Source organism: Paenibacillus amylolyticus, assembly GCF_001570725.1.
GTDB classification, from domain to species: domain Bacteria; phylum Bacillota; class Bacilli; order Paenibacillales; family Paenibacillaceae; genus Paenibacillus; species Paenibacillus amylolyticus_A.
This window is the reverse complement of record NZ_BCNV01000001.1, coordinates 2506078-2524166: the sequence shown is the minus strand read 5'-3', so window position 1 is coordinate 2524166 and position 18089 is coordinate 2506078. Positions and strand designations below refer to the sequence as shown.

General features: G+C 46.2%; 19 protein-coding genes. 10 read left to right on the top strand and 9 right to left on the bottom strand.

The window, feature by feature from the left end; genetic code table 11:
* The first annotated feature begins 399 nt into the window (after positions 1-399).
* Positions 400-1701, top strand: coding sequence for a pyrimidine-nucleoside phosphorylase (locus PAHA3_RS11020; RefSeq protein WP_062836065.1), 1302 nt, complete (start codon positions 400-402; stop codon positions 1699-1701).
* Positions 1702-1823: 122 nt separating this feature from the next.
* On the opposite strand, the gene PAHA3_RS11015 is transcribed toward PAHA3_RS11020, so the two are convergent.
* Together PAHA3_RS11015 and PAHA3_RS11010 are read right to left on the bottom strand one after the other, a co-directional pair.
* Entirely contained in the window at positions 1824-2807 is a 984-nt protein-coding gene (locus tag PAHA3_RS11015) for a TIGR03943 family putative permease subunit (RefSeq protein WP_062834775.1), read from the bottom strand.
* Between the two features lie 82 nt (positions 2808-2889).
* Positions 2890-3930, bottom strand: coding sequence for a permease (locus tag PAHA3_RS11010; RefSeq protein WP_062834774.1), 1041 nt, complete (start codon positions 3928-3930; stop codon positions 2890-2892).
* A 223-nt stretch (positions 3931-4153) separates the two neighbouring features.
* Here PAHA3_RS11010 and PAHA3_RS11005 point away from each other — a divergent pair, with 223 nt between their 5' ends.
* Positions 4154-5353: a GTP-binding protein gene (locus PAHA3_RS11005; RefSeq protein WP_062834773.1), complete on the top strand. Its 1200-nt coding sequence runs from the start codon at positions 4154-4156 to the stop codon at positions 5351-5353.
* 69 nt (positions 5354-5422) lie between these two features.
* On the opposite strand, the gene PAHA3_RS11000 is transcribed toward PAHA3_RS11005, so the two are convergent.
* The gene (locus PAHA3_RS11000) at positions 5423-6280 is read right to left on the bottom strand and encodes a stalk domain-containing protein (protein ID WP_062834772.1); all 858 of its coding nucleotides are present in this window, start codon (positions 6278-6280) and stop codon (positions 5423-5425) included.
* Between the two features lie 169 nt (positions 6281-6449).
* On the opposite strand from PAHA3_RS11000, the gene rpmG reads away from it, so the two are divergent.
* The 6 genes from rpmG (at position 6450) to PAHA3_RS10970 (ending at position 10690) form a co-directional block, all read left to right on the top strand.
* Positions 6450-6599 (top strand): 50S ribosomal protein L33, encoded by a 150-nt coding sequence (gene rpmG, locus PAHA3_RS10995; RefSeq protein ID WP_036613813.1) that lies wholly within the window; start codon positions 6450-6452, stop codon positions 6597-6599.
* A 48-nt stretch (positions 6600-6647) separates the two neighbouring features.
* On the top strand, positions 6648-7355 hold the full coding sequence (locus tag PAHA3_RS10990; RefSeq protein ID WP_062834771.1) for a metal ABC transporter ATP-binding protein: 708 nt from the start codon (positions 6648-6650) through the stop codon (positions 7353-7355).
* On the top strand, positions 7301-8194 hold the full coding sequence (locus PAHA3_RS10985; RefSeq protein WP_062834770.1) for a metal ABC transporter permease: 894 nt from the start codon (positions 7301-7303) through the stop codon (positions 8192-8194). Before PAHA3_RS10990 ends, PAHA3_RS10985 begins: the two co-directional genes overlap by 55 nt.
* Complete coding sequence (locus PAHA3_RS10980; protein WP_062834769.1) at positions 8181-9296, top strand: metal ABC transporter solute-binding protein, Zn/Mn family; 1116 nt, start codon at positions 8181-8183, stop codon at positions 9294-9296. The genes PAHA3_RS10985 and PAHA3_RS10980 overlap by 14 nt, the downstream gene beginning before the upstream one ends.
* 166 nt (positions 9297-9462) lie before the next feature.
* Entirely contained in the window at positions 9463-9945 is a 483-nt protein-coding gene (locus tag PAHA3_RS10975; RefSeq protein WP_062834768.1) for a hypothetical protein, read from the top strand.
* 43 nt (positions 9946-9988) lie between these two features.
* The gene (locus PAHA3_RS10970; protein ID WP_062834767.1) at positions 9989-10690 is read left to right on the top strand and encodes a M50 family metallopeptidase; all 702 of its coding nucleotides are present in this window, start codon (positions 9989-9991) and stop codon (positions 10688-10690) included.
* A 114-nt stretch (positions 10691-10804) separates the two neighbouring features.
* On the opposite strand, the gene PAHA3_RS10965 is transcribed toward PAHA3_RS10970, so the two are convergent.
* The 5 genes from PAHA3_RS10965 to PAHA3_RS10945 form a co-directional block, all read right to left on the bottom strand.
* Positions 10805-11176: a DUF4363 family protein gene (locus PAHA3_RS10965; protein WP_062834766.1), complete on the bottom strand. Its 372-nt coding sequence runs from the start codon at positions 11174-11176 to the stop codon at positions 10805-10807.
* A gap of 26 nt (positions 11177-11202) precedes the next feature.
* Positions 11203-11931: a DUF421 domain-containing protein gene (locus PAHA3_RS10960; protein WP_062834765.1), complete on the bottom strand. Its 729-nt coding sequence runs from the start codon at positions 11929-11931 to the stop codon at positions 11203-11205.
* Positions 11932-12313: 382 nt separating this feature from the next.
* Positions 12314-13177, bottom strand: coding sequence for an SDR family oxidoreductase (locus PAHA3_RS10955; protein WP_062834764.1), 864 nt, complete (start codon positions 13175-13177; stop codon positions 12314-12316).
* Positions 13174-14241 carry a mannonate dehydratase gene (gene uxuA / locus PAHA3_RS10950; protein ID WP_062834763.1) on the bottom strand — a complete coding sequence of 356 codons (1068 nt, stop codon included), beginning with the start codon at positions 14239-14241 and terminating at the stop codon, positions 13174-13176. Before uxuA ends, PAHA3_RS10955 begins: the two co-directional genes overlap by 4 nt.
* Before the next feature lie 40 nt (positions 14242-14281).
* Positions 14282-15013 (bottom strand): GntR family transcriptional regulator, encoded by a 732-nt coding sequence (locus tag PAHA3_RS10945; RefSeq protein ID WP_371327908.1) that lies wholly within the window; start codon positions 15011-15013, stop codon positions 14282-14284.
* Positions 15014-15215: 202 nt separating this feature from the next.
* On the opposite strand from PAHA3_RS10945, the gene PAHA3_RS10940 reads away from it, so the two are divergent.
* Positions 15216-15518, top strand: a complete 303-nt coding sequence (locus PAHA3_RS10940; protein ID WP_062834762.1) for an ArsR/SmtB family transcription factor — start codon at positions 15216-15218, stop codon at positions 15516-15518.
* 90 nt (positions 15519-15608) lie between these two features.
* The gene (locus PAHA3_RS10935) at positions 15609-17012 is read left to right on the top strand and encodes an aldehyde dehydrogenase (RefSeq protein ID WP_062834761.1); all 1404 of its coding nucleotides are present in this window, start codon (positions 15609-15611) and stop codon (positions 17010-17012) included.
* Positions 17013-17091: 79 nt separating this feature from the next.
* On the opposite strand, the gene PAHA3_RS10930 is transcribed toward PAHA3_RS10935, so the two are convergent.
* Positions 17092-18003 carry an AraC family transcriptional regulator gene (locus PAHA3_RS10930; protein ID WP_062834760.1) on the bottom strand — a complete coding sequence of 304 codons (912 nt, stop codon included), beginning with the start codon at positions 18001-18003 and terminating at the stop codon, positions 17092-17094.
* Positions 18004-18089 lie beyond the last annotated feature (86 nt).

Genomic DNA, 18089 nt, shown 5'->3' with positions numbered 1-18089 from the left:
CGGAATCGATTCTGAAGAAGCGTTAGCGTTCGCCTTTGTCTCCGAGTTTTCCCATTGCAAAATGGATCAAAAAACTTGGAGACAACAGCGATCGAAGGAACGATCCGGAGCCGGAACGAATTAACATCAAAATGTTGTATAAGATGACAACAGATGTTCTTGTATATTATATTCAATAATCAATTTTGATTAGGATCGAAACTTTTGTTTGAAGCACGGAGTGAAGGAACCGGAATCGATTCTGAAGAAGCGAAGCGTTCGCCTTTGTCTCCGAGTTTTCCCATTGCAAAATGGATCAAAAAAACTTGGAGACAACAGCGATCGAAGGAACGATCCGGAGCCGGAACGGTCCCAGTACAAAGTGTTCTATACAAATCATTTACCCGAGGAGAGATCATCATGAGAATGGTAGACATTATTGCCAAGAAACGCGACGGAAAAGAACTGACAACAGCTGAGATTGATTTTGTTGTTCAAGGATACACACAAGGAGAGATCCCGGACTATCAAGTCAGCGCATGGGCGATGGCCGTATTCTTTAAAGATATGACAGACAAAGAGCGTGCCGATCTCACGATGTCCATGGTGAACTCCGGTGAAACGATCGACCTGTCTGCCATCGAAGGTATCAAAGTAGACAAGCACTCCACAGGAGGTGTGGGCGATACGACAACATTGGTACTCGCTCCGCTCGTTGCTGCGTTGGACGTTCCTGTTGCCAAAATGTCCGGACGTGGACTTGGTCACACGGGTGGTACAACAGACAAGTTGGAATCCGTTGCTGGTTTCCACGTAGAGCTTGAAAAAGAAGAGTTCATTCGTCTCGTAAACGAACACAAGGTTGCGGTTATCGGACAAAGTGGTAACCTTACACCAGCAGACAAAAAGCTCTATGCCCTGCGTGACGTAACAGCTACCGTTAACTCTATTCCACTGATCGCCAGCTCCATCATGAGCAAGAAAATTGCAGCAGGCGCAGATGCGATCGTATTGGATGTTAAAACGGGTGCTGGTGCATTCATGAAAACAACAGAAGATGCTAAAGAATTGGCACATGCCATGGTAAGCATCGGTAACAATGTAGGACGTAAAACGATGGCTGTTATCTCCGATATGTCCCAACCACTGGGTCTGGCCATTGGTAACGCGCTTGAAGTAAAAGAAGCCATCCTCACCCTGCAAGGTAAAGGTCCGAAAGATCTGGAAGAACTATGTCTGGCACTTGGACGTCAGATGGTATTCCTTGCTGGCAAAGCAGATTCCTTGGAACATGCTGAGGAGAAATTGAAAGAAGTGATCCAGAACGGTAAAGCGCTGGAGAAATTCAAAGATTTCCTGGCAAACCAAGGCGGAGACGCTTCGGTTGTGGATCATCCAGATCGTTTGCCACAAGCAAACTACCTGGTTGAAGTCCCAGCAGACAAAGACGGCTATGTTGCCGGAATCGTCGCTGACGAAATCGGAACGGCAGCAATGCTGCTCGGCGCAGGCCGTGCAACAAAAGAGTCTGAGATTGATCTCGCTGTTGGTCTGATGCTGAACAAAAAAGTCGGTGACCCAGTCAAAGCTGGTGAGTCCCTCGTAACGATCCATGCCAATCGTGAAGACGTAGCTGACGTCATTGCGAAGATCAAAGAAAACATTACGATTGCCGATCATGCCGATGCTCCTGTATTGGTTCATGATATCGTAACGGAATAATACAATCAGAGCAGACGAGATGAAATCTCATATCTGACTGAACATGAAAGCCCCAAAGCGATGTGATCCATCGCTTTGGGGCTTTTTATCGTTGTTGAGGTGAAAGTTACTACTACTAGCAACTACTCGCTCTTTATTTGCTCATACGCCATCACCGAATCTGCACTTGTGTAAATGTAAGGCGTAGACGGCTCGGCTACAGGGGTCACCTTTGTTGCCCGAATCTCAATCGTATCCTTACCATTCACCTGTGCTGAGCCGATGCTGCCATCGATTTGCACCCAACTATCTGTAGGGAAGCTATCCGCATCTGGAATGTGAATCATCACGCCAAAGGGAGCCGCATCCGCGGGGCAACACATGACGAGAAATCGTCCCAGTGCAAAATGTGATTCATGATCCATGCTTTTGTCCCGATAGACGAATCCGGTTAACGAGATATCTTTGCCTGCAAATTGTCGCTGGAACATGTCGATCGTACCGAGTGTTTCAGAGAAAATCTCAGGATAGACTCGGATGACCTGTTCTGCATACAACTTCTTCGCCAGTTCAGCGAATTCGCGGCTATACTCGTCTGGGGGAATGAATTGTACTTTGGTGGTCGATGCAGACTGAACAGCCGTTGGTTGTTGTGTAAGATCTTGTACATTCAATTGCGCTGCCGGATCAGGTAACGGTTCTTTCCGACGAATCTCGGGAAGAGCATAGGTGAGAGACATACCTTTCTGACTGGCCATGGAGCTGCCGAGAGCCCGATCAGGTAACAGAAATCCCAGCAATAAGGGTATAGCAATCAGACCATATACCATTGAGCTGCGAAGGAACCCGGAAGGCGGAGGATGCTCACAGTCGCAATGAACCTCGTTCCTACCGAACAGTCCATGCCAGGCCATGATAACAGCAATAAACAATAAGGGAACAGGGCAGCATAATAGCAGTTTTTGCATGGTAGGAGCCAAATAATAATGAAGTGAGTCACTTGAATTCAAGTGAATAATGTATACCGCAAGCCCACCGATCCATACCGCACGGATCAGGTTATGCCATTGAATGAAGTGTGATTTTGGAACGGGAGGTTTGCTCATCGTATAGACAGTCTGGTTCATATCATCACCTCTTCTCTATTAATCGTCAGGATGAAAGTTCATGGGATTAACCATTCAGGTCATGAAGAATGTTGCCCAACGTTTATACCAGCAGATTAATCAACCACGAGCCGACGAAGACGAGTGTGATAATCGCTAGACTTAGACCTATAACAAACCGAGTACGGAAGGTCGAGAGCAGCATCAGGGTGCTTTTGAAATCTAGCATCGGACCAAGTACAAGGAAGGATACCAGCGGCCCCAGTGCAAACGTATGTGAGAACGCAGAAGCCACAAAAGCATCAGAAGTGGAGCAGAGAGACAGCACATAAGCAAATCCCATCATGAATACATAGGAGGCAACAGGACCATTGCCAAGTGAGATCAGATCGCTGCGGCTAATGAATGTCTGGATGCAGGCTGTAATCAAGGCACCAATCACCAGATATTTGCTCATATCGACGAATTCGTCTCCGGCATGAATGAAGAAGCTGCGCCAGTTTTTCACATGGTTGTGATCATGAGCATTTGCGTGTGCATGAGCATGAGGTTGCGCCATTTTAAACCCAGGATGTGTTTTGACTTCTGTCACTGCGACCTTTGGCATCCGAAGAGGATTTCGACGAACAAACACATACACGAGCATGCCTATGGAAGCTGCTACGGCAAAGGCCAATCCCATGCGGGCAATGGTAATCTCAGGATGGGAGGGAAAGGCGAGCAAAGTTGCGGTAAATACGATGGGATTGACTACGGGACCACTCAAGATGAACGTAACTGCGATATAGGCTGGCATGCCTTTGTGCATCAACCTTCTCACTACGGGGATCATGCCACATTCACAGATGGGGAAAATAATACCGAGCAGTCCTGCGACCAGCACACCGCCGATCGGATTCTTGGGCGTTAGTCTGCGGACCATTTCTTCGGATACAAACCACTGCATGAGCGAGGACAATAACACACCCATGAGCAGAAAAGGTGCGGCTTCAAGGAAAATACCTATGAATACGGTTTTCATATTTTGCAAAGCTTCACTGTTCCATGCTTCCTTCAAGTCTGGAGCCATTGTGATCAACACGGGAACAAGAAATGCACAAGGGATCAGGAAGGACAGGAGCTTCAGATTGGCTGCCATTTTCATGAAACAGACCTCCACAACTAGGACTTTACTAAAATATATGCTTGTACGTGCGGCAACATACATCATTCCTATGTTCTAATCAACATTTTTACGATTAATCAAGATTCTTCATCATTTTAGAGTTGACAACCCAAAGAAAACTGCGGTATAGTTCGGATTGATCATCCTTAATAGTAATAATTACGATTAAAGTCGCAACTTAAACAGAGTGGAGGAAGAAGAAATGTCAGATCAACAGGTTCAACAGCGGGTTCCAGTAACCGTACTTAGTGGATATTTGGGTGCAGGCAAAACGACACTTCTCAATCATGTGCTTCATAACCGCGAGGGGATGCGGGTTGCTGTCATCGTCAATGATCTCAGTGAGGTTAATATTGATGCAGGTTTAATACGAGATGGTGGAGGATTATCACGTATTGATGAGAAGCTGGTAGAGATGTCCAATGGTTGCATCTGCTGCACATTGCGGGAGGATCTGTTGAAAGAAGTCGAGCGGCTGGCGTTAGATGGTTCTTTTGACTACATATTGATAGAATCCACGGGTATTGGTGAGCCGGTACCTGTTGCGCAGACGTTTACGTATATCGATGAGGAACTTGGCATTGATTTGACGAAATTCACTCGTCTCGACACAATGGTTACGGTTGTTGATGCTGCCCAGTTCTGGCGTGATTTTTATTCCAAAGAAACATTGAAGGATCGTGGACAGGAAGCCGGGGAGGACGATGTTCGCGGAATCGTTCATCTGCTGACGGATCAGGTGGAATTCTGTGATGTGCTGATTCTGAACAAATGTGATTTGGTATCGGAGGAAGAACTTTCGAGGCTTGAGAAGGCACTACACGCCATGCAACCGGAAGCCAAGCTCATTCGCACGACACATGGGCAGATTGATCCGAGAGAGATATTGAATACGGGACGTTTTGATTTTGAAAAAGCAAGCCAGTCTGCGGGTTGGATCCGCGAATTAATGAAAGAGGAACATACCCCGGAGACTGAAGAATATGGAATTCATTCATTTGTCTATCATCGTAAACGTCCATTCCACCCGGAACGGTTGCTGCGTTGGATTGCGAAATGGCCAGATAACATCGTGCGATCCAAAGGCCTGATGTGGCTAGCGACAAGGAACCATATGGCGATCTCTTTCAGTCACGCAGGCACATCGAAGCAGCTTGCGCCAGCAGGAATATGGGTAGGTGCGATGAGTGAGGAGGAAAGGCAACTTCATTTTGGCGATACATTGCCAAGCATACCGGACTGGGATGATGAGTGGGGTGATCGCGTAACCAAATTAGTATTTATCGGCATTGATATGGACCGGGCGGAGATTGAACGTACATTGGATGAGACCCTTCTTACGGAGGAAGAGATGTGGATGAACTGGCGTGAACTGAAAGATCCTTTTCCCGCGTGGAATTGAAGTAAAAAGAAAAGATCTTCAAGTGCAATAGTGCCCCTGAAGATCAATGCTGATATTGTATTAAGGGTTTTAGCTAAAGTACAAATCGCCAAGATAAAAATCACCATTGCCGCTTTTTTGCGGACTAAACACAAAGGTCAGGTACACTCCATAGGAACCCGTCCATCCTTGTGGATAATAAATGGCTTTGTAACTGTGTCTTGTTTTGGTTTTATCGTTCATTGCAATCACTTTAAAATCAGCTGATTTGATGTTAATCAACTGATCTGCATATTTAGTCAGCGTTTTTTTATCATTTGCTGCAATGATACCTTTGACTGTAGTCTTAAATTTATCTTTTTGGGATTGCTTACCCAGATCAAAAATGTCGATCTCGGGATTTTCGATAACTTTAGCATCTATGTATTTATCAAATTCACTAGTGCTACCTGTTTTAAGTGCTTTACCATACATTTTGATCAATGTTAAAGATTCTTTTTGCAATTTGACTATCATCTGAGCGTCAGTTCCAGTCATCTTGATTGAGCCAGAAGTGCTTGAGTTACTTGAACTACTTGGTTTACTTGAATCTTCAGAACCTTTGGTACCTGTACTGCTGTTATTACTACTCGAACTGCTTGACTTACCGCTACCTGAATTAGTGATACTTACAACTTTGTTGCTAACATTCAGAGATACGTTGGCTCCCAGCGCTTCTGCTGTGGTACTTACAGGCAGGTAAACATCACCGTCATATACCAGTGCATTCAATTTGTCTCCGGCTTCATTCTTGGGTGTCCAAGACAAACCGTTTACTTTAAAGCTAATGTTGCTGTCGAGTGCTGCTTCAATATCTTGAATTCCGTTTGAAGCTGCTACACCGAGGGCACCGAAAGCCAAACTGCATGCTACCAATGACCCAATAAAAGTTGATTTTTTGATCTTCATCTAGTTCCTCCGTAGGTAAAGTATAATCATACCAAAGCAGTATATCATATGTAATTATAATGTGAATACAAAATTTTACTTTCGCAGATATGGAGTTGACAAACGAAAAAGCATAGGCTAATATCATTAAATAGTAATAATTACGATTAAATTAGAGGAGGCAACAACCATGAGAGTCATTGTAACCTTAGCCTGCACCGAGTGCGGGGACCGCAACTATACAACAACCAAGAACAAACGTAACCATCCAGAGAGACTTGAGATGAAGAAGTACTCCCCACGTTTGAAGAAAATGACGATCCACCGGGAAACCAGATAAATTTTTTGTTGTTTTTAAATCGTAATATTTACGAAAAGAGGGAAAGGCATGATATTATCCTCCATGCGTGATGTTGTATTTGGATACGGCAAAGAGCCGGTCATTGATCAACTGTCGCTGGATATCCATGTGGGAGAGTTCATAGGCATCACAGGTCCCAATGGTTCTGCCAAAACGACCCTGTTAAAGCTGCTGCTGGGGCTATTGAAGCCCTGGAGCGGCACGATACATATGAATCCGCAGTTGAAACGTGGGAACAAGTCCAATATCGGTTATGTGCCCCAGCAGGTGGCATCGTTCAATAGTGGATTTCCCAGTACGGTGAATGAACTGGTCCGGTCCGGCTGTTACACCAGGCTGGGATTATTCCGCAGATTCACAGCAGAGCAGGATGCTATCGTTGAACGCAGTCTGAGGGAAGTTGGCATGTGGGAATATCGGAATACACGTGTCGGTGAGCTGTCTGGCGGACAGAAGCAGCGGATCTGTATTGCAAGAGCTATGGCTGGGCAACCGCAGGTTCTGGTACTGGATGAGCCAACAACGGGAATGGACCGCCATAGCCGTGAGGGATTTTACAATCTAATGCGCCACTATGTTGATGCTCATGGGATAACGATTATTATGGTTACTCATGGACTGGAAGAAATGGGGAATCGATTGGATCGAACGATTACTTTGGAGCGGCAAGAAAGTGAGGAATGGCAGTGTTTGAGTACGAATTCATGCAACGTGCCTTCTGGGCAGGTGGACTGATTGGAGTCATCGCTCCAATTCTAGGGGTCTATCTGATGCTCAGGCGGCAGGTCCTTATGGCAGACACGTTATCCCATGTCTCACTCGCAGGGGTTGCGCTCGGTTCGGTCATGAATCTTAACCCCGTGATCTGTGGATTCGCTATTGCAATTATCGGTGCATTACTGGTTGAACAACTGCGGCGAAGTTACCGAACCTATAGCGAGGTACCTGTGGCAATCATCATGACTTCGGGGCTGGCTCTTGCTGTAGTGTTGATGAGTCTCAAAACCAATCTGTCCAAGACATTCAGCTCATACTTATTCGGATCTATTGTCGCGGTTAGCGATATACAGTTGTGGATGATGGCAGGAGTATGTGTCATAGGTTTACTTTTTTTCATCCTGCTCCGAAGACCGTTGTATAGCTTTACGTTCGATGAAGAGACTGCTTCCATTGGAGGCGTTCAGGTAAGAGGTTTATCGTTTGCATTTGCCATTCTCACAGGAATGACTGTAGCTTCAGCCATGCCGATCGTCGGTGTGTTGCTGGTTTCTGCTCTCATTGTATTGCCTGCTGCCTTGGCACTAAGAGTGTCTCGCAGTTTTACAGCAGCGATTATTGTCGCGGTAATTACAGGTTTAATCGGTATTTTTAGCGGACTCACCACATCTTATCATCTAAATACACCACCGGGAGGAACAATTGCACTTATCCTGTTGGTCATCCTATTGACTGGAATATCAGCGCAAAAGCTGATTGCACGATATAACCGCAAGCGTCACCGCAAAGAAACGAAATCACAGCACGTCATCTTGGTTAACCATTCTAGGAGGAATACATCACATGAAATTCAGTAAAAAAGCTACGCTCGGATTGTTGTTCAGTCTCACACTTATCGTCGCAGGCTGCGGACAAAAATCCGCTTCTGATGCAAATGCAGCTTCGACAGGCAATTCCGTTCCAGTCGAGACGGAAACCACAAAATTAAACGTGCAGGTCAGCTTCTACCCGATGTATGAGTTCACCAAAAATGTGGCAGGTGATCTGGCCGATGTGCATACACTCGTTCCAGCAGGAATGGAGCCTCATGATTGGGAGCCCACACCACAAGATATTGCCAGCATTGAAAAAGCGGACGTGCTTGTATACAACGGTGCGGGTATGGAATCATGGATTGATCAGGTCACCGGAAGTCTAAGCAACGCTTCGCTCATTCAGGTGGAAGCAAGCAAGGGCATCAACCTGCTTGAAGGTGGAGAGCATGATCACCATCATGAAGATTCAGAGGCAACAGAACATGACCACGATCATGACCATGCGAATGAAGCGACTACAGAAGCACATGATCACGAACATGCGGATGAAGCGACTACTGAAGAACACGACCACGATCATGACGCCGAGGCAGAAGCAGGACATGATCACGATCACGGTGGACTTGATCCCCATGTATGGCTATCACCTGCATTGGCTGTAAAAGAAGTGCGCAATATTGAAGCAGGACTGGCACAGGCTGCCCCGGAACATGCCGAACAGTTCAAGCAGAATGCAGATGCCTACGTTGTTCAACTGGAATCACTGGATCAGGACTTCAAGGCGGCTGTGACGGATAGCAAACGCAAGGATTTTATCACACAACACGCTGCATTTGGCTACCTTGCCAAGGAATATGGATTGCAACAGGTGCCCATCGCAGGATTGTCTCCTGAGCAAGAACCTTCGGCAGCACAGATGGCATCTGTCATTGATTTTGCGAAAGAGCATCAGGTGAAGACAATTTTCTTCGAAACACTGGTTTCATCCAAAGTGTCTGAGACGATCGCAAGTGAAGTGGGAGCCAAAACGGCTGTATTAAATCCGATTGAGGGACTCACCGAAGAAGAGATCGCGGCGGGTATGGACTACATTAGCGAGATGAGACAAAATTTGGAGGCTCTGAAACTGGCGCTGAACGAATAATAAAAGATCGATTTGATGCCTTTCACCGAAAAAGGTACAATAATACAACATGCTGAGGAATGGTTAGCCATTCCTTTGCCTTTTTGCAAAGCAGAGAGCACAGGGATGTGCTCTCTATTTGTTTAAATAAGGTGACCGGATCAAGGAAAACAGGAGGACGCATTAGATGAATTTAAATGAGGAGCATGAAGTGCTGTTAAGTGAACAGCCTGCCCATCTGTGGAGACGACGCAAGCTCGAGCTGATGCAATGGACGGAACGTGACAAACATACGGTATCCGCGAAGAGAACAGTGATTTGGAATGGTGTTGAAGTCGATGCTGAACTTGCGAAGGCATTGTCCATACTTCAGAGTGCGGGCGTGAGGACGGAATTTTCATGTGCAGGGGTGAGTCCGCTCGATGAACCTGTCGATCATTCTCTTTATGCTTATGTTACCCTGATACAAAGTGAGGTTGCAGATCAATTCGTACACTATGCTCTCCGTCGGATGCGGAATCGACTGCTCGTTACGCTAGAGGCCGAAAAGGGCCGCTATGATCTCTCTTCTTTTTTCATTGGACACAATCGAAGCTTCTGCTGGTGGATGGAGCACTGCGCCCTACAGTTTGGAAGCCGAAACGAATCGAGTGAAAAAAGCGTAGTATAAAGGATAGGCTTGTTTACTTGAAAGTAAAGGAGGTATGGCACGATTGAATAAGTGGGTCAAAACGATACTGTTTCTGCTAGGCTCCGTCTTTCTAACACGATTTATTCCATTCTCGTCCTTGTTCCGTAACCTGGACACGATGATTCACGAATTCGGTCATGCACTAATGACACTGGTATTGTCCGGTAAAGTGCTGCGGATAGAATTGTACGCTGATCATAGCGGCGTGACCTATTCGTCCATGCTGACGCCAGGCAGATCGATTCTGGTTTCTCTGGCGGGGTATATCAGTGCATCACTGTTCGCCTGGTTATTGTTCTACTTATACCGCAAAGGCTTGCATATGTGGGGACTTGGGATTATGACGGCTGTAGCTCTGGTGTCGCTCCTGTTATATGTAAGAGGGGAGTTCGGCATGTTATGGCTGACCGGGTTCATCGTCCTGAATGTGGTCATTATGATATTTGGTGCCAAGATCGTGAAGTTCTATTATCTGCTACTAGCGTTTCTTACGCTGGAAGAGTCAGTCGTTAGTGCCGTATACGTTGGATTTATGTCCTGGACTCAGCCTTCACGGGCAGGGGATGCAGCGAATCTCGCTCAGCAGACATTCCTTCCCGCGCTGTTCTGGGGCACACTATTTGCTCTATTTGCACTGTGGTGTGCAAACAGAGCGCTGACTCTCTTTTTCCGCAAAGAAGGCACTTCGCGATCGTCACGGTCTCGGGGATTACGAAGAGCGTAATGGTTATAAAGGTATACAAAGCAAAAAAGGCACTTCCTTTCTTCATGAAAGGAGAGTGCCTTTTAATTTTGGACGTACATCTGATATTGAAGTCTGATATTAAAGATATTGAACCTAATCTCCAAGATTATCCCATAGCACATAAAAGTAATAAATCTCTTCCATAATCGCCTTATCATCCTCTGCCGCAACGCCGCCCTTGATCCGAGCAAGGGTGCCCAGAATATCATATATCGTTTCACGCTCTACACTGAACTGAATACGGTTTACGATTTTATCCCAGGCCTTCATTGCGTAATTAACTTGAGACGTGGCTTCAGTCCATTTTTTACCCTCAACCTGTTTCTCTAATGTTTGTATAGATTCAAGCAAACGATCATCGGTGCCAAAGGGCTTTTTGAGAAAAGCTCCGCTAGCCATAATGGCAACGAACACAAGAATGAGGAAGATCGGAAGCACATATAACAGCCAGAAACGCGTTTTCATTCAACCGCCTCCTTGATGTAAAGAGTTTAGAAAGGCCCCTCATAATCGCCCATATCAATTTTTTCGGTGATCTTATCCTTGAACAGGTCCACATACAATTTGTCATTGGGTAATATGGCGGCAAAAGCGATATCCTGTATCGTGATGTTTTGCTTTTTCAGCTGCTCACTGAGCCAGTTCGTATCTTTGTTTCTTTCCTCCAGATTTTGCTTAATCAGCAGGCCATCAATAATAATCTCGGTCATCAGCTTGCTCTTGGGCGGGTGCATATGCATGTCTTTCGCGGTTACAGGCTGATTCTCAGGTTTCAAAACAACCGAAAGGCTGCCATCTGGTTCCAGAATCGCATAATCCAAAGTCGTAATATCAAATACATCCTTTTGCCGGAGCATCATGGTCAATTCGTCAAATTTGACTCGCATTTTACTCAGGTTCTGTTCAAGAATTTTACCGTTCTGGATGATCAATGTGGGATCAGAGTCCATCAGTTTGGAGATGGTACGATTTTTCAGTGTAATATACTGAAAGATGATCGTAATGATTGTGAAAATGGTCAAGGCCACAAAATGAATCCACGCCTTGGAGGAGAGATCAGTTGCAAAAGTCCCCGCAATGGAACCGATTGTGATACCGTTAATATAATCAAAATACGTCAAGTTACCCATCTGCTGCTTGCCCAGTACCCTTGTGTAGATGATCAGGGTCAGAAAGGCAATAATAGACCGTACGGCAACAACCCATGTTTCTTCCATCATATATGTATCACCTTCCTTTATTTCACCATAGCTCTATAAGAGGTTGTTTAAAAAGGTTGCTTTTGAACACGCATTATAACAAGCTTTTCCTACGCTGGAGGATCTTATGCTTGAACGCAAAAAACCGAAACCTGGGTAAGTATCCCAAGCTTCGGTCTCTATAAATTCACTATATTAGTTGAACTGATTCATTTACACGTAACGGAGAGGAAAGAAAAAACCTGAAAAAGCGAAGCGCTCGCCTAAAAGCTTTCTGAAAGAAAGCTGCATCGGAAGCATAGCTATCCCCGGATTTCTCCTTCGGAGAAGTGAATCGATAAAATCTGGGGATAACAGCGATTGGAAGGTTGTTCTTTCATCGGAGTGTCTGTGTAAGAAATCGTTAAACACCGGAATACGCCATAAATCCGCCATCTACCGGAATGACTGTGCCTGTGACGAAGCCGGATTGTCTTTCATCCGCAAGCCACATCAATGTGCCCAGCAGATCCTCCGGTTTGCCGAAGCGGCGCATAGGAGTATGCGCAATGATTTTACTGGAACGTTCCGTAGGTGAGCCATCTGGTTGCAGCAATAGATTGCGATTTTGTTCAGTCAAGAAGAACCCCGGTGCAATGGCGTTGACACGAATACCGGATTCAGCCAGATGAACGGCGAGCCATTGCGTAAAGTTGTTAATCGCTGCCTTGGCAGCACTGTACGCAGGAACTTTCGTCATGGGCGATGGGGCGCTCATGGAAGAAATATTAATGACCGTTGCCGGAACATCACGCTCAATCATATGTTTTGCAAAGATCTGCGTTGGGATGAGGGAACCGACAAAATTCAGATCCATGACCTGCCGAAATCCCTCTACACTCACATCGAAAAACGTAGTGACGTCGCTCTGTTCCAGATCTTCCAATCTGAAAATTTCATTCGTAGTGTTGGCACTGGCGTTATTACCACCCGCGCCATTAATGAGAATATCACAGGGTCCAAACTGTTCCAGCACAGCATCTGCCGCCGCCTGCACACTATCGGCCTGGGTTACATCACAAGCAATAGCAATCGCTCGGCCACCGGCAGCTTCAATCGTAGCTACAACTTCCTGACCCTTGGACACGGTGCGGTTCAGGATGGCTACACTTGCACCATGCCGAGCAAGTTCTTCCGCCATGGAGCGGCATAATACTCCAGCACCTCCAGTGATTACAGCCGTTCTGCCTTCAAGGCGAGATGAGCGTTCATATTGGTGTTCACTCATGCTTTTGCCCTCCTTTGCAGGGAATCCCAGACGCCCCAGAGATACATGATCCCCAAAGCCCGGTCATAGAGTCCATAGCCAGGTCGGCATTGTTCCCCCCAGAGATGACGACCATGGTCGGGTCTTGCATAACCTTCATAACCAATATCGTGATAAGCCTCAACAACCCCTGCAATATCAACACTGCCATCCTGACTGCGGTGTGAGGTTTCGATAAAGTCGCCGTTATCGTAGATTTTAACATTACGAATATGGGCAAATGGAATCCGGTCCTTGAACTCGTGAATCATTCCGATAATGTCATTGTCGGCATTCGCTCCAAGGGAGCCACTGCACAGCGTCACGCTATTGTAAGGGCTATCATAAAGATTCAGATATTTGCGAACATTCTCCTGACTCGTAATAATCTTCGGTAATCCAAAGATCGGCCATGGCGGGTCATCCGGATGGATCGCCATTCGAATCCCCAGCCGTTCCGCTGTAGGAATAATCTCTTGCAGGAAGTAACGCGCGTGCTCCCACATATGTTCCTCAGTTACATCCTTGTATGCTTCAAACAGTCCGGTTAAATACTGCAATCGTTCCGGTTCCCAACCTGGCATGGTAAGTGCTGAGTTCTCTGTAATGCGTCGAACCAGTTCCAGGGGTTCTATATTTGCGAGTTTACTGTGCTCATAGAAGAGGGCCGTTGAGCCATCCTCCATTTCCTTGTGCATATCCGTGCGAAGCCAGTCGAAGATCGGCATAAAGTTGTAGCAGATGACCTTCACACCCACCTGAGCCAGTTTCTCCATCGTTTTAATATAGTTCGCAATGTATTTATCCCTTGATGGGAGGCCCAACTTGATATCCTCATGGATGTTCACACTCTCAACGACATCCAGATGTAAACCGGCCTTGTCTGCTGCCACTTTGACAGCGAGTATTTTGTCCATCGGCCATTCCTCGCCAGCAGGAACATCGTGTAGAGCCCACACAATACCTTCAACACCCGGAATCTGCCGGATGTGGTCCAGTGTTACCGTATCATTGCCTTCGCCAAACCAGCGAAAAACCATTCTCATCACGTTCACCTCATCATGAATAGTAGTAAGAAGAATTCAATCATTGAAAATAGGATGGATATGTATCCTGCAGGACAGCCAAATCGGTGACAGTTAAATGCAGGTGTTCCTGCATCAGTCGCTCTGCCGTCAGGGCATCATGCTCTTGTATAGCCTGGACCATGGACCTGTGCTGTTCGATCAGGTGATCCCACTGGTGATCCGAGGACAGGCGAAGCATGCGACTGCGATTCAAATGTACATTCATCTGCTGGATGACAGTCCAGGTGTTACTTTTGTTACAGCCTGCAAAAAGAGTGCTATGGAATTCCTCATCCAATTGGAACATTCGTTCATCATCCGGATTGACCCTGCATTCCTGTTGACGGGCAAGATTCTGTTCAAGTGCCATCATCTGTTCATCCGGAAAATGCTCGCAGGCGAGTCTGATTACGGCTCGTTCGAGTTGTTCTCGCATGAACCTTGCTTCCTCAACCAGATCGAGCTGGATTAGAGAGACGTATGTGCCACGCTGTGGATACACTTCCAGCAGACCTTCTTGAGCAAGCCTTACAAAACTTTCTCGAACCGGTGTCCGGCTGACCTGGAACTCCAGCGAAATTTCCTTCTCGGAAATGGCTGTTCCCGGAGGCATTTTCAGGTTCAAAATGAGCTGCTTCAGCGTGACATATACGGCATCTCGTGTCGAGTAAGATTGCTTGTTCATAGAAGATAGACTGTTCGCAGCAGGCGACAAGCCGGCTTTGGATGATAACTTTGGGGTATATTCCACAACTTCAACTCCTTCATTGACATACTACCATACTTGTATGGTAGTATGGAAGCGCTTTATCGTCATTGTATTGAATTTATTTGATGATTTACTTGCAGTTCAAAGGAGTAGAGAGTACAATTCAATCATTAGGTTCGAATGTTTAAACCAACAGACATCGGATAGAGAATAATATACGAAGAATAGTACAGAGGTGAACACCATGGGACAAAAAGCGATTAGCATTTTTCAAACCTGTATCCCGTTATTTCAAGTATTAAGTGACAACCATCGTCAAGCCATTTTGCTGACACTTACCGAGAAGGGCAGAATGACGGTGAATGAAATTACCGAACAATCCAGCTTATCCCGGCCAGCGATATCTCATCATCTTAAGCTGTTGTTAGAGAAGGGGCTTATATCTGTGGAACAGAAGGGCACACAGCGCTATTATTCGGCTTCATTGAATGCATCGGTAGAACTGCTGAAGGAACTGGTAGCTGCTCTGGAAGAAGAGTGTCTGTAGATTAATGGTGATCAAACATGCTTTTGCATGTGTCTTATAGGTTCGTGAGTTTAAACGCTTAATCAATAATAAGTAGAGGGGTATGCATATATGACAACGATGATACAGGAAGTAACCAGCCAGGAAGTTGAAGAGATTTTGGAGCAGCAACGACAATTCTTTCGTTCCGGGGCCACACGATCGGCAGAAGCCCGAATTGCCCGTCTGACCCAACTGAAGCAGGCGATTCAAAAGTACGAGACCAGACTGACAGAAGCCCTCTATCAGGATTTGGGAAAAAGTGAGTTCGAATCCTACACGACCGAGATCGGATTCATGATGGACAGCATTACACATACCATCCGCAAAGTGAAGAAATGGGTGAAACCCGTTAAAGTCAAAACGCAAATGGCGCTCCTGGGTTCGAAAAGTTATATCATACCCGAACCCTACGGGACGGTTCTGATCATCGGACCATTTAATTATCCTTTTCAACTCTTAATCGAACCATTGGTAGGTGCGATTGCGGCAGGCAACACAGCCGTACTCAAAGCGTCAGAGAATACACCTGCGGTGTCTGCTGTTGTCCGTGAAATGATCGCGACCGTGTTCGAACCGGCATACGTACAGGTACTTGACGGTACCAAAGACACAACGACCGCGCTGATTAACGCGCCGTTTGACTATATCTTTTTTACAGGCAGTGTACCGGTTGGCAAGATTGTGATGGAGGCAGCTGCCAAAAATCTGGTTCCCGTTACGTTGGAACTTGGCGGCAAGAGCCCAGTCATCGTGGATGAACAGGCCGATATCAAAGTAGCTGCGGAGCGCATCATATGGGGAAAATTGCTCAATACAGGACAGACCTGTATCGCACCTGATTATTTACTCGTGCATGAGCGCGTGAAGGAACCGTTAATTACGGAGATGAAAGCAGCGATCGTATCCTTCTTTGGTTCGGATATCCAGCACAACAAGGACTATGGGCGAATCGTGAACAAGGGTCATTTTAAACGTCTGACGACTCTGATAGAACGGGATCAGGCCAAAGTGATCTATGGGGGAGCATCGGATGAGGAAGATCGATTCATTGAACCAACTTTGATTGATGCGGAGTCCTGGGATGCAGCGACGATGGAAGATGAGATTTTTGGACCGATTCTGCCGATCATCAGTTATCGTAACCTGGATGAAGCCATTACACAGATCGTAAAACGGCCAAAACCGCTCGCCTTGTATCTGTTTACTTCCGACACCCAAGTTCAGGACAAAGTGCTGCGCGAAGTTTCATTTGGAGGAGGCTGCATTAACGATACCATTACGCATGTAGCGAATCCGCGTCTGCCATTTGGCGGTGTTGGTCATTCTGGTGTTGGCTCGTATCATGGGCAGTATAGTTTCGAGACCTTCTCCCATCTCAAAAGTGTTCTGAAAAAAAGCACCAAATTGAATCTGCCGATTCTGTATCCACCGTATGATAACAAGCTGAAGTTGATTAAGCGTTTGTTGAAATAACCCTTATATAAATACAGAGAACTTCTTGAATCGAATCAAGCGAAATGTTGAATCAAGCCCAATAGCCTGCTACTGGACCTTAATCCAGAGCAGGCTGTTCCTGTCGGTAACGGGATGGTGACATGCCGGACCAGCGCTTGAATTGACGACTGAAATGGGCAATATCCTTGTACCCAAGCATGACTGCAATATTTTGAACAGACAGCTTCGGATTGCCAAGGAGAAGCTTCGCTTCATGCAGAACCAACTGGGACAATACAGCGCGGGGAGACTGACCGAATACCTGCTTGAAGACACGATTACAGTGAGAAGAACTGATGCCCAGCTCTGCTGCAATATCATCAATGCCATAGTGTCCTTCCGATTCGTGTCCCTGTTTGAAATGTTGACTCATCAGGCCTTGCAATCGATTGCGAATCTGATGGGCGAGTTCGATCTTCTCGTGTCCTTCCGTAAACCATTGCGCTGCCTCCTGCGAGACCGCCTCCCACAGATGGCCGAATAGTTCGAATACTGCAGATTGCAGCTGCATTCGCTGCATCATCGTACTTGCTGCTTCATCATCCGCGGATGACATCAATTTGCGCAAAACGGGCTCGATCTGCTGCGTAACCGGACTATCCGCAGTGAATCGCACTTGTTTGATGCGGGCCAGCAACGACAGGAACAACTGATCATCAATATCAAAATGCATGCAAAAATACGTGAATCCTTTGCCGTTATGGCTTTGGCTTGAATGAATGCTGCCTGGAGGAATCAGGAGCAGTTCGCCAGCCTTTTGAATATACAGGGTACCGTTCACCATCATGCGTTGCTCGCCTTCCGTGACATAGTTCAATTCATATTGAGGGTGCTCATGCGCCGGGTAATCCCAGTCTGTACCGACACTTCGCAAATGAATGGCGAACAGATTGACCGTTGTTTGCACATCTGGATAAAAAACTTCATGGACACTTTCTCCCAAAGCAGGAGGCAAATACGTTGAAGACATGGAAGATCCCCCTTATATCAAATGGAATAGTTTTGTAACCGCTTTAATTCATTATAGTCTATCAGCTTGATTTGGGTAAATATCCG

What these genes read in the sequence shown, in the direction of transcription:
- PAHA3_RS10930 (WP_062834760.1), bottom strand. Translation starts at nt 18,003, where the DNA reads ATGTCTTCAACGTATTTGCCTCCTGCTTTGGGAGAAAGTGTCCATGAA.
- PAHA3_RS10960 (WP_062834765.1), bottom strand. Translation starts at nt 11,931, where the DNA reads ATGATGGAAGAAACATGGGTTGTTGCCGTACGGTCTATTATTGCCTTT.
- uxuA (WP_062834763.1), bottom strand. Translation starts at nt 14,241, where the DNA reads ATGAGAATGGTTTTTCGCTGGTTTGGCGAAGGCAATGATACGGTAACA.
- PAHA3_RS11015 (WP_062834775.1), bottom strand. Translation starts at nt 2,807, where the DNA reads ATGAACCAGACTGTCTATACGATGAGCAAACCTCCCGTTCCAAAATCA.
- PAHA3_RS10990 (WP_062834771.1), top strand. Translation starts at nt 6,648, where the DNA reads ATGATATTATCCTCCATGCGTGATGTTGTATTTGGATACGGCAAAGAG.
- PAHA3_RS10975 (WP_062834768.1), top strand. Translation starts at nt 9,463, where the DNA reads ATGAATTTAAATGAGGAGCATGAAGTGCTGTTAAGTGAACAGCCTGCC.
- PAHA3_RS11010 (WP_062834774.1), bottom strand. Translation starts at nt 3,930, where the DNA reads ATGAAAATGGCAGCCAATCTGAAGCTCCTGTCCTTCCTGATCCCTTGT.
- PAHA3_RS10985 (WP_062834770.1), top strand. Translation starts at nt 7,301, where the DNA reads ATGGCAGTGTTTGAGTACGAATTCATGCAACGTGCCTTCTGGGCAGGT.
- PAHA3_RS11005 (WP_062834773.1), top strand. Translation starts at nt 4,154, where the DNA reads ATGTCAGATCAACAGGTTCAACAGCGGGTTCCAGTAACCGTACTTAGT.
- PAHA3_RS10940 (WP_062834762.1), top strand. Translation starts at nt 15,216, where the DNA reads ATGGGACAAAAAGCGATTAGCATTTTTCAAACCTGTATCCCGTTATTT.
- PAHA3_RS10965 (WP_062834766.1), bottom strand. Translation starts at nt 11,176, where the DNA reads ATGAAAACGCGTTTCTGGCTGTTATATGTGCTTCCGATCTTCCTCATT.
- PAHA3_RS11000 (WP_062834772.1), bottom strand. Translation starts at nt 6,280, where the DNA reads ATGAAGATCAAAAAATCAACTTTTATTGGGTCATTGGTAGCATGCAGT.
- PAHA3_RS11020 (WP_062836065.1), top strand. Translation starts at nt 400, where the DNA reads ATGAGAATGGTAGACATTATTGCCAAGAAACGCGACGGAAAAGAACTG.
- PAHA3_RS10980 (WP_062834769.1), top strand. Translation starts at nt 8,181, where the DNA reads ATGAAATTCAGTAAAAAAGCTACGCTCGGATTGTTGTTCAGTCTCACA.
- PAHA3_RS10935 (WP_062834761.1), top strand. Translation starts at nt 15,609, where the DNA reads ATGACAACGATGATACAGGAAGTAACCAGCCAGGAAGTTGAAGAGATT.
- PAHA3_RS10955 (WP_062834764.1), bottom strand. Translation starts at nt 13,177, where the DNA reads ATGAGTGAACACCAATATGAACGCTCATCTCGCCTTGAAGGCAGAACG.
- rpmG (WP_036613813.1), top strand. Translation starts at nt 6,450, where the DNA reads ATGAGAGTCATTGTAACCTTAGCCTGCACCGAGTGCGGGGACCGCAAC.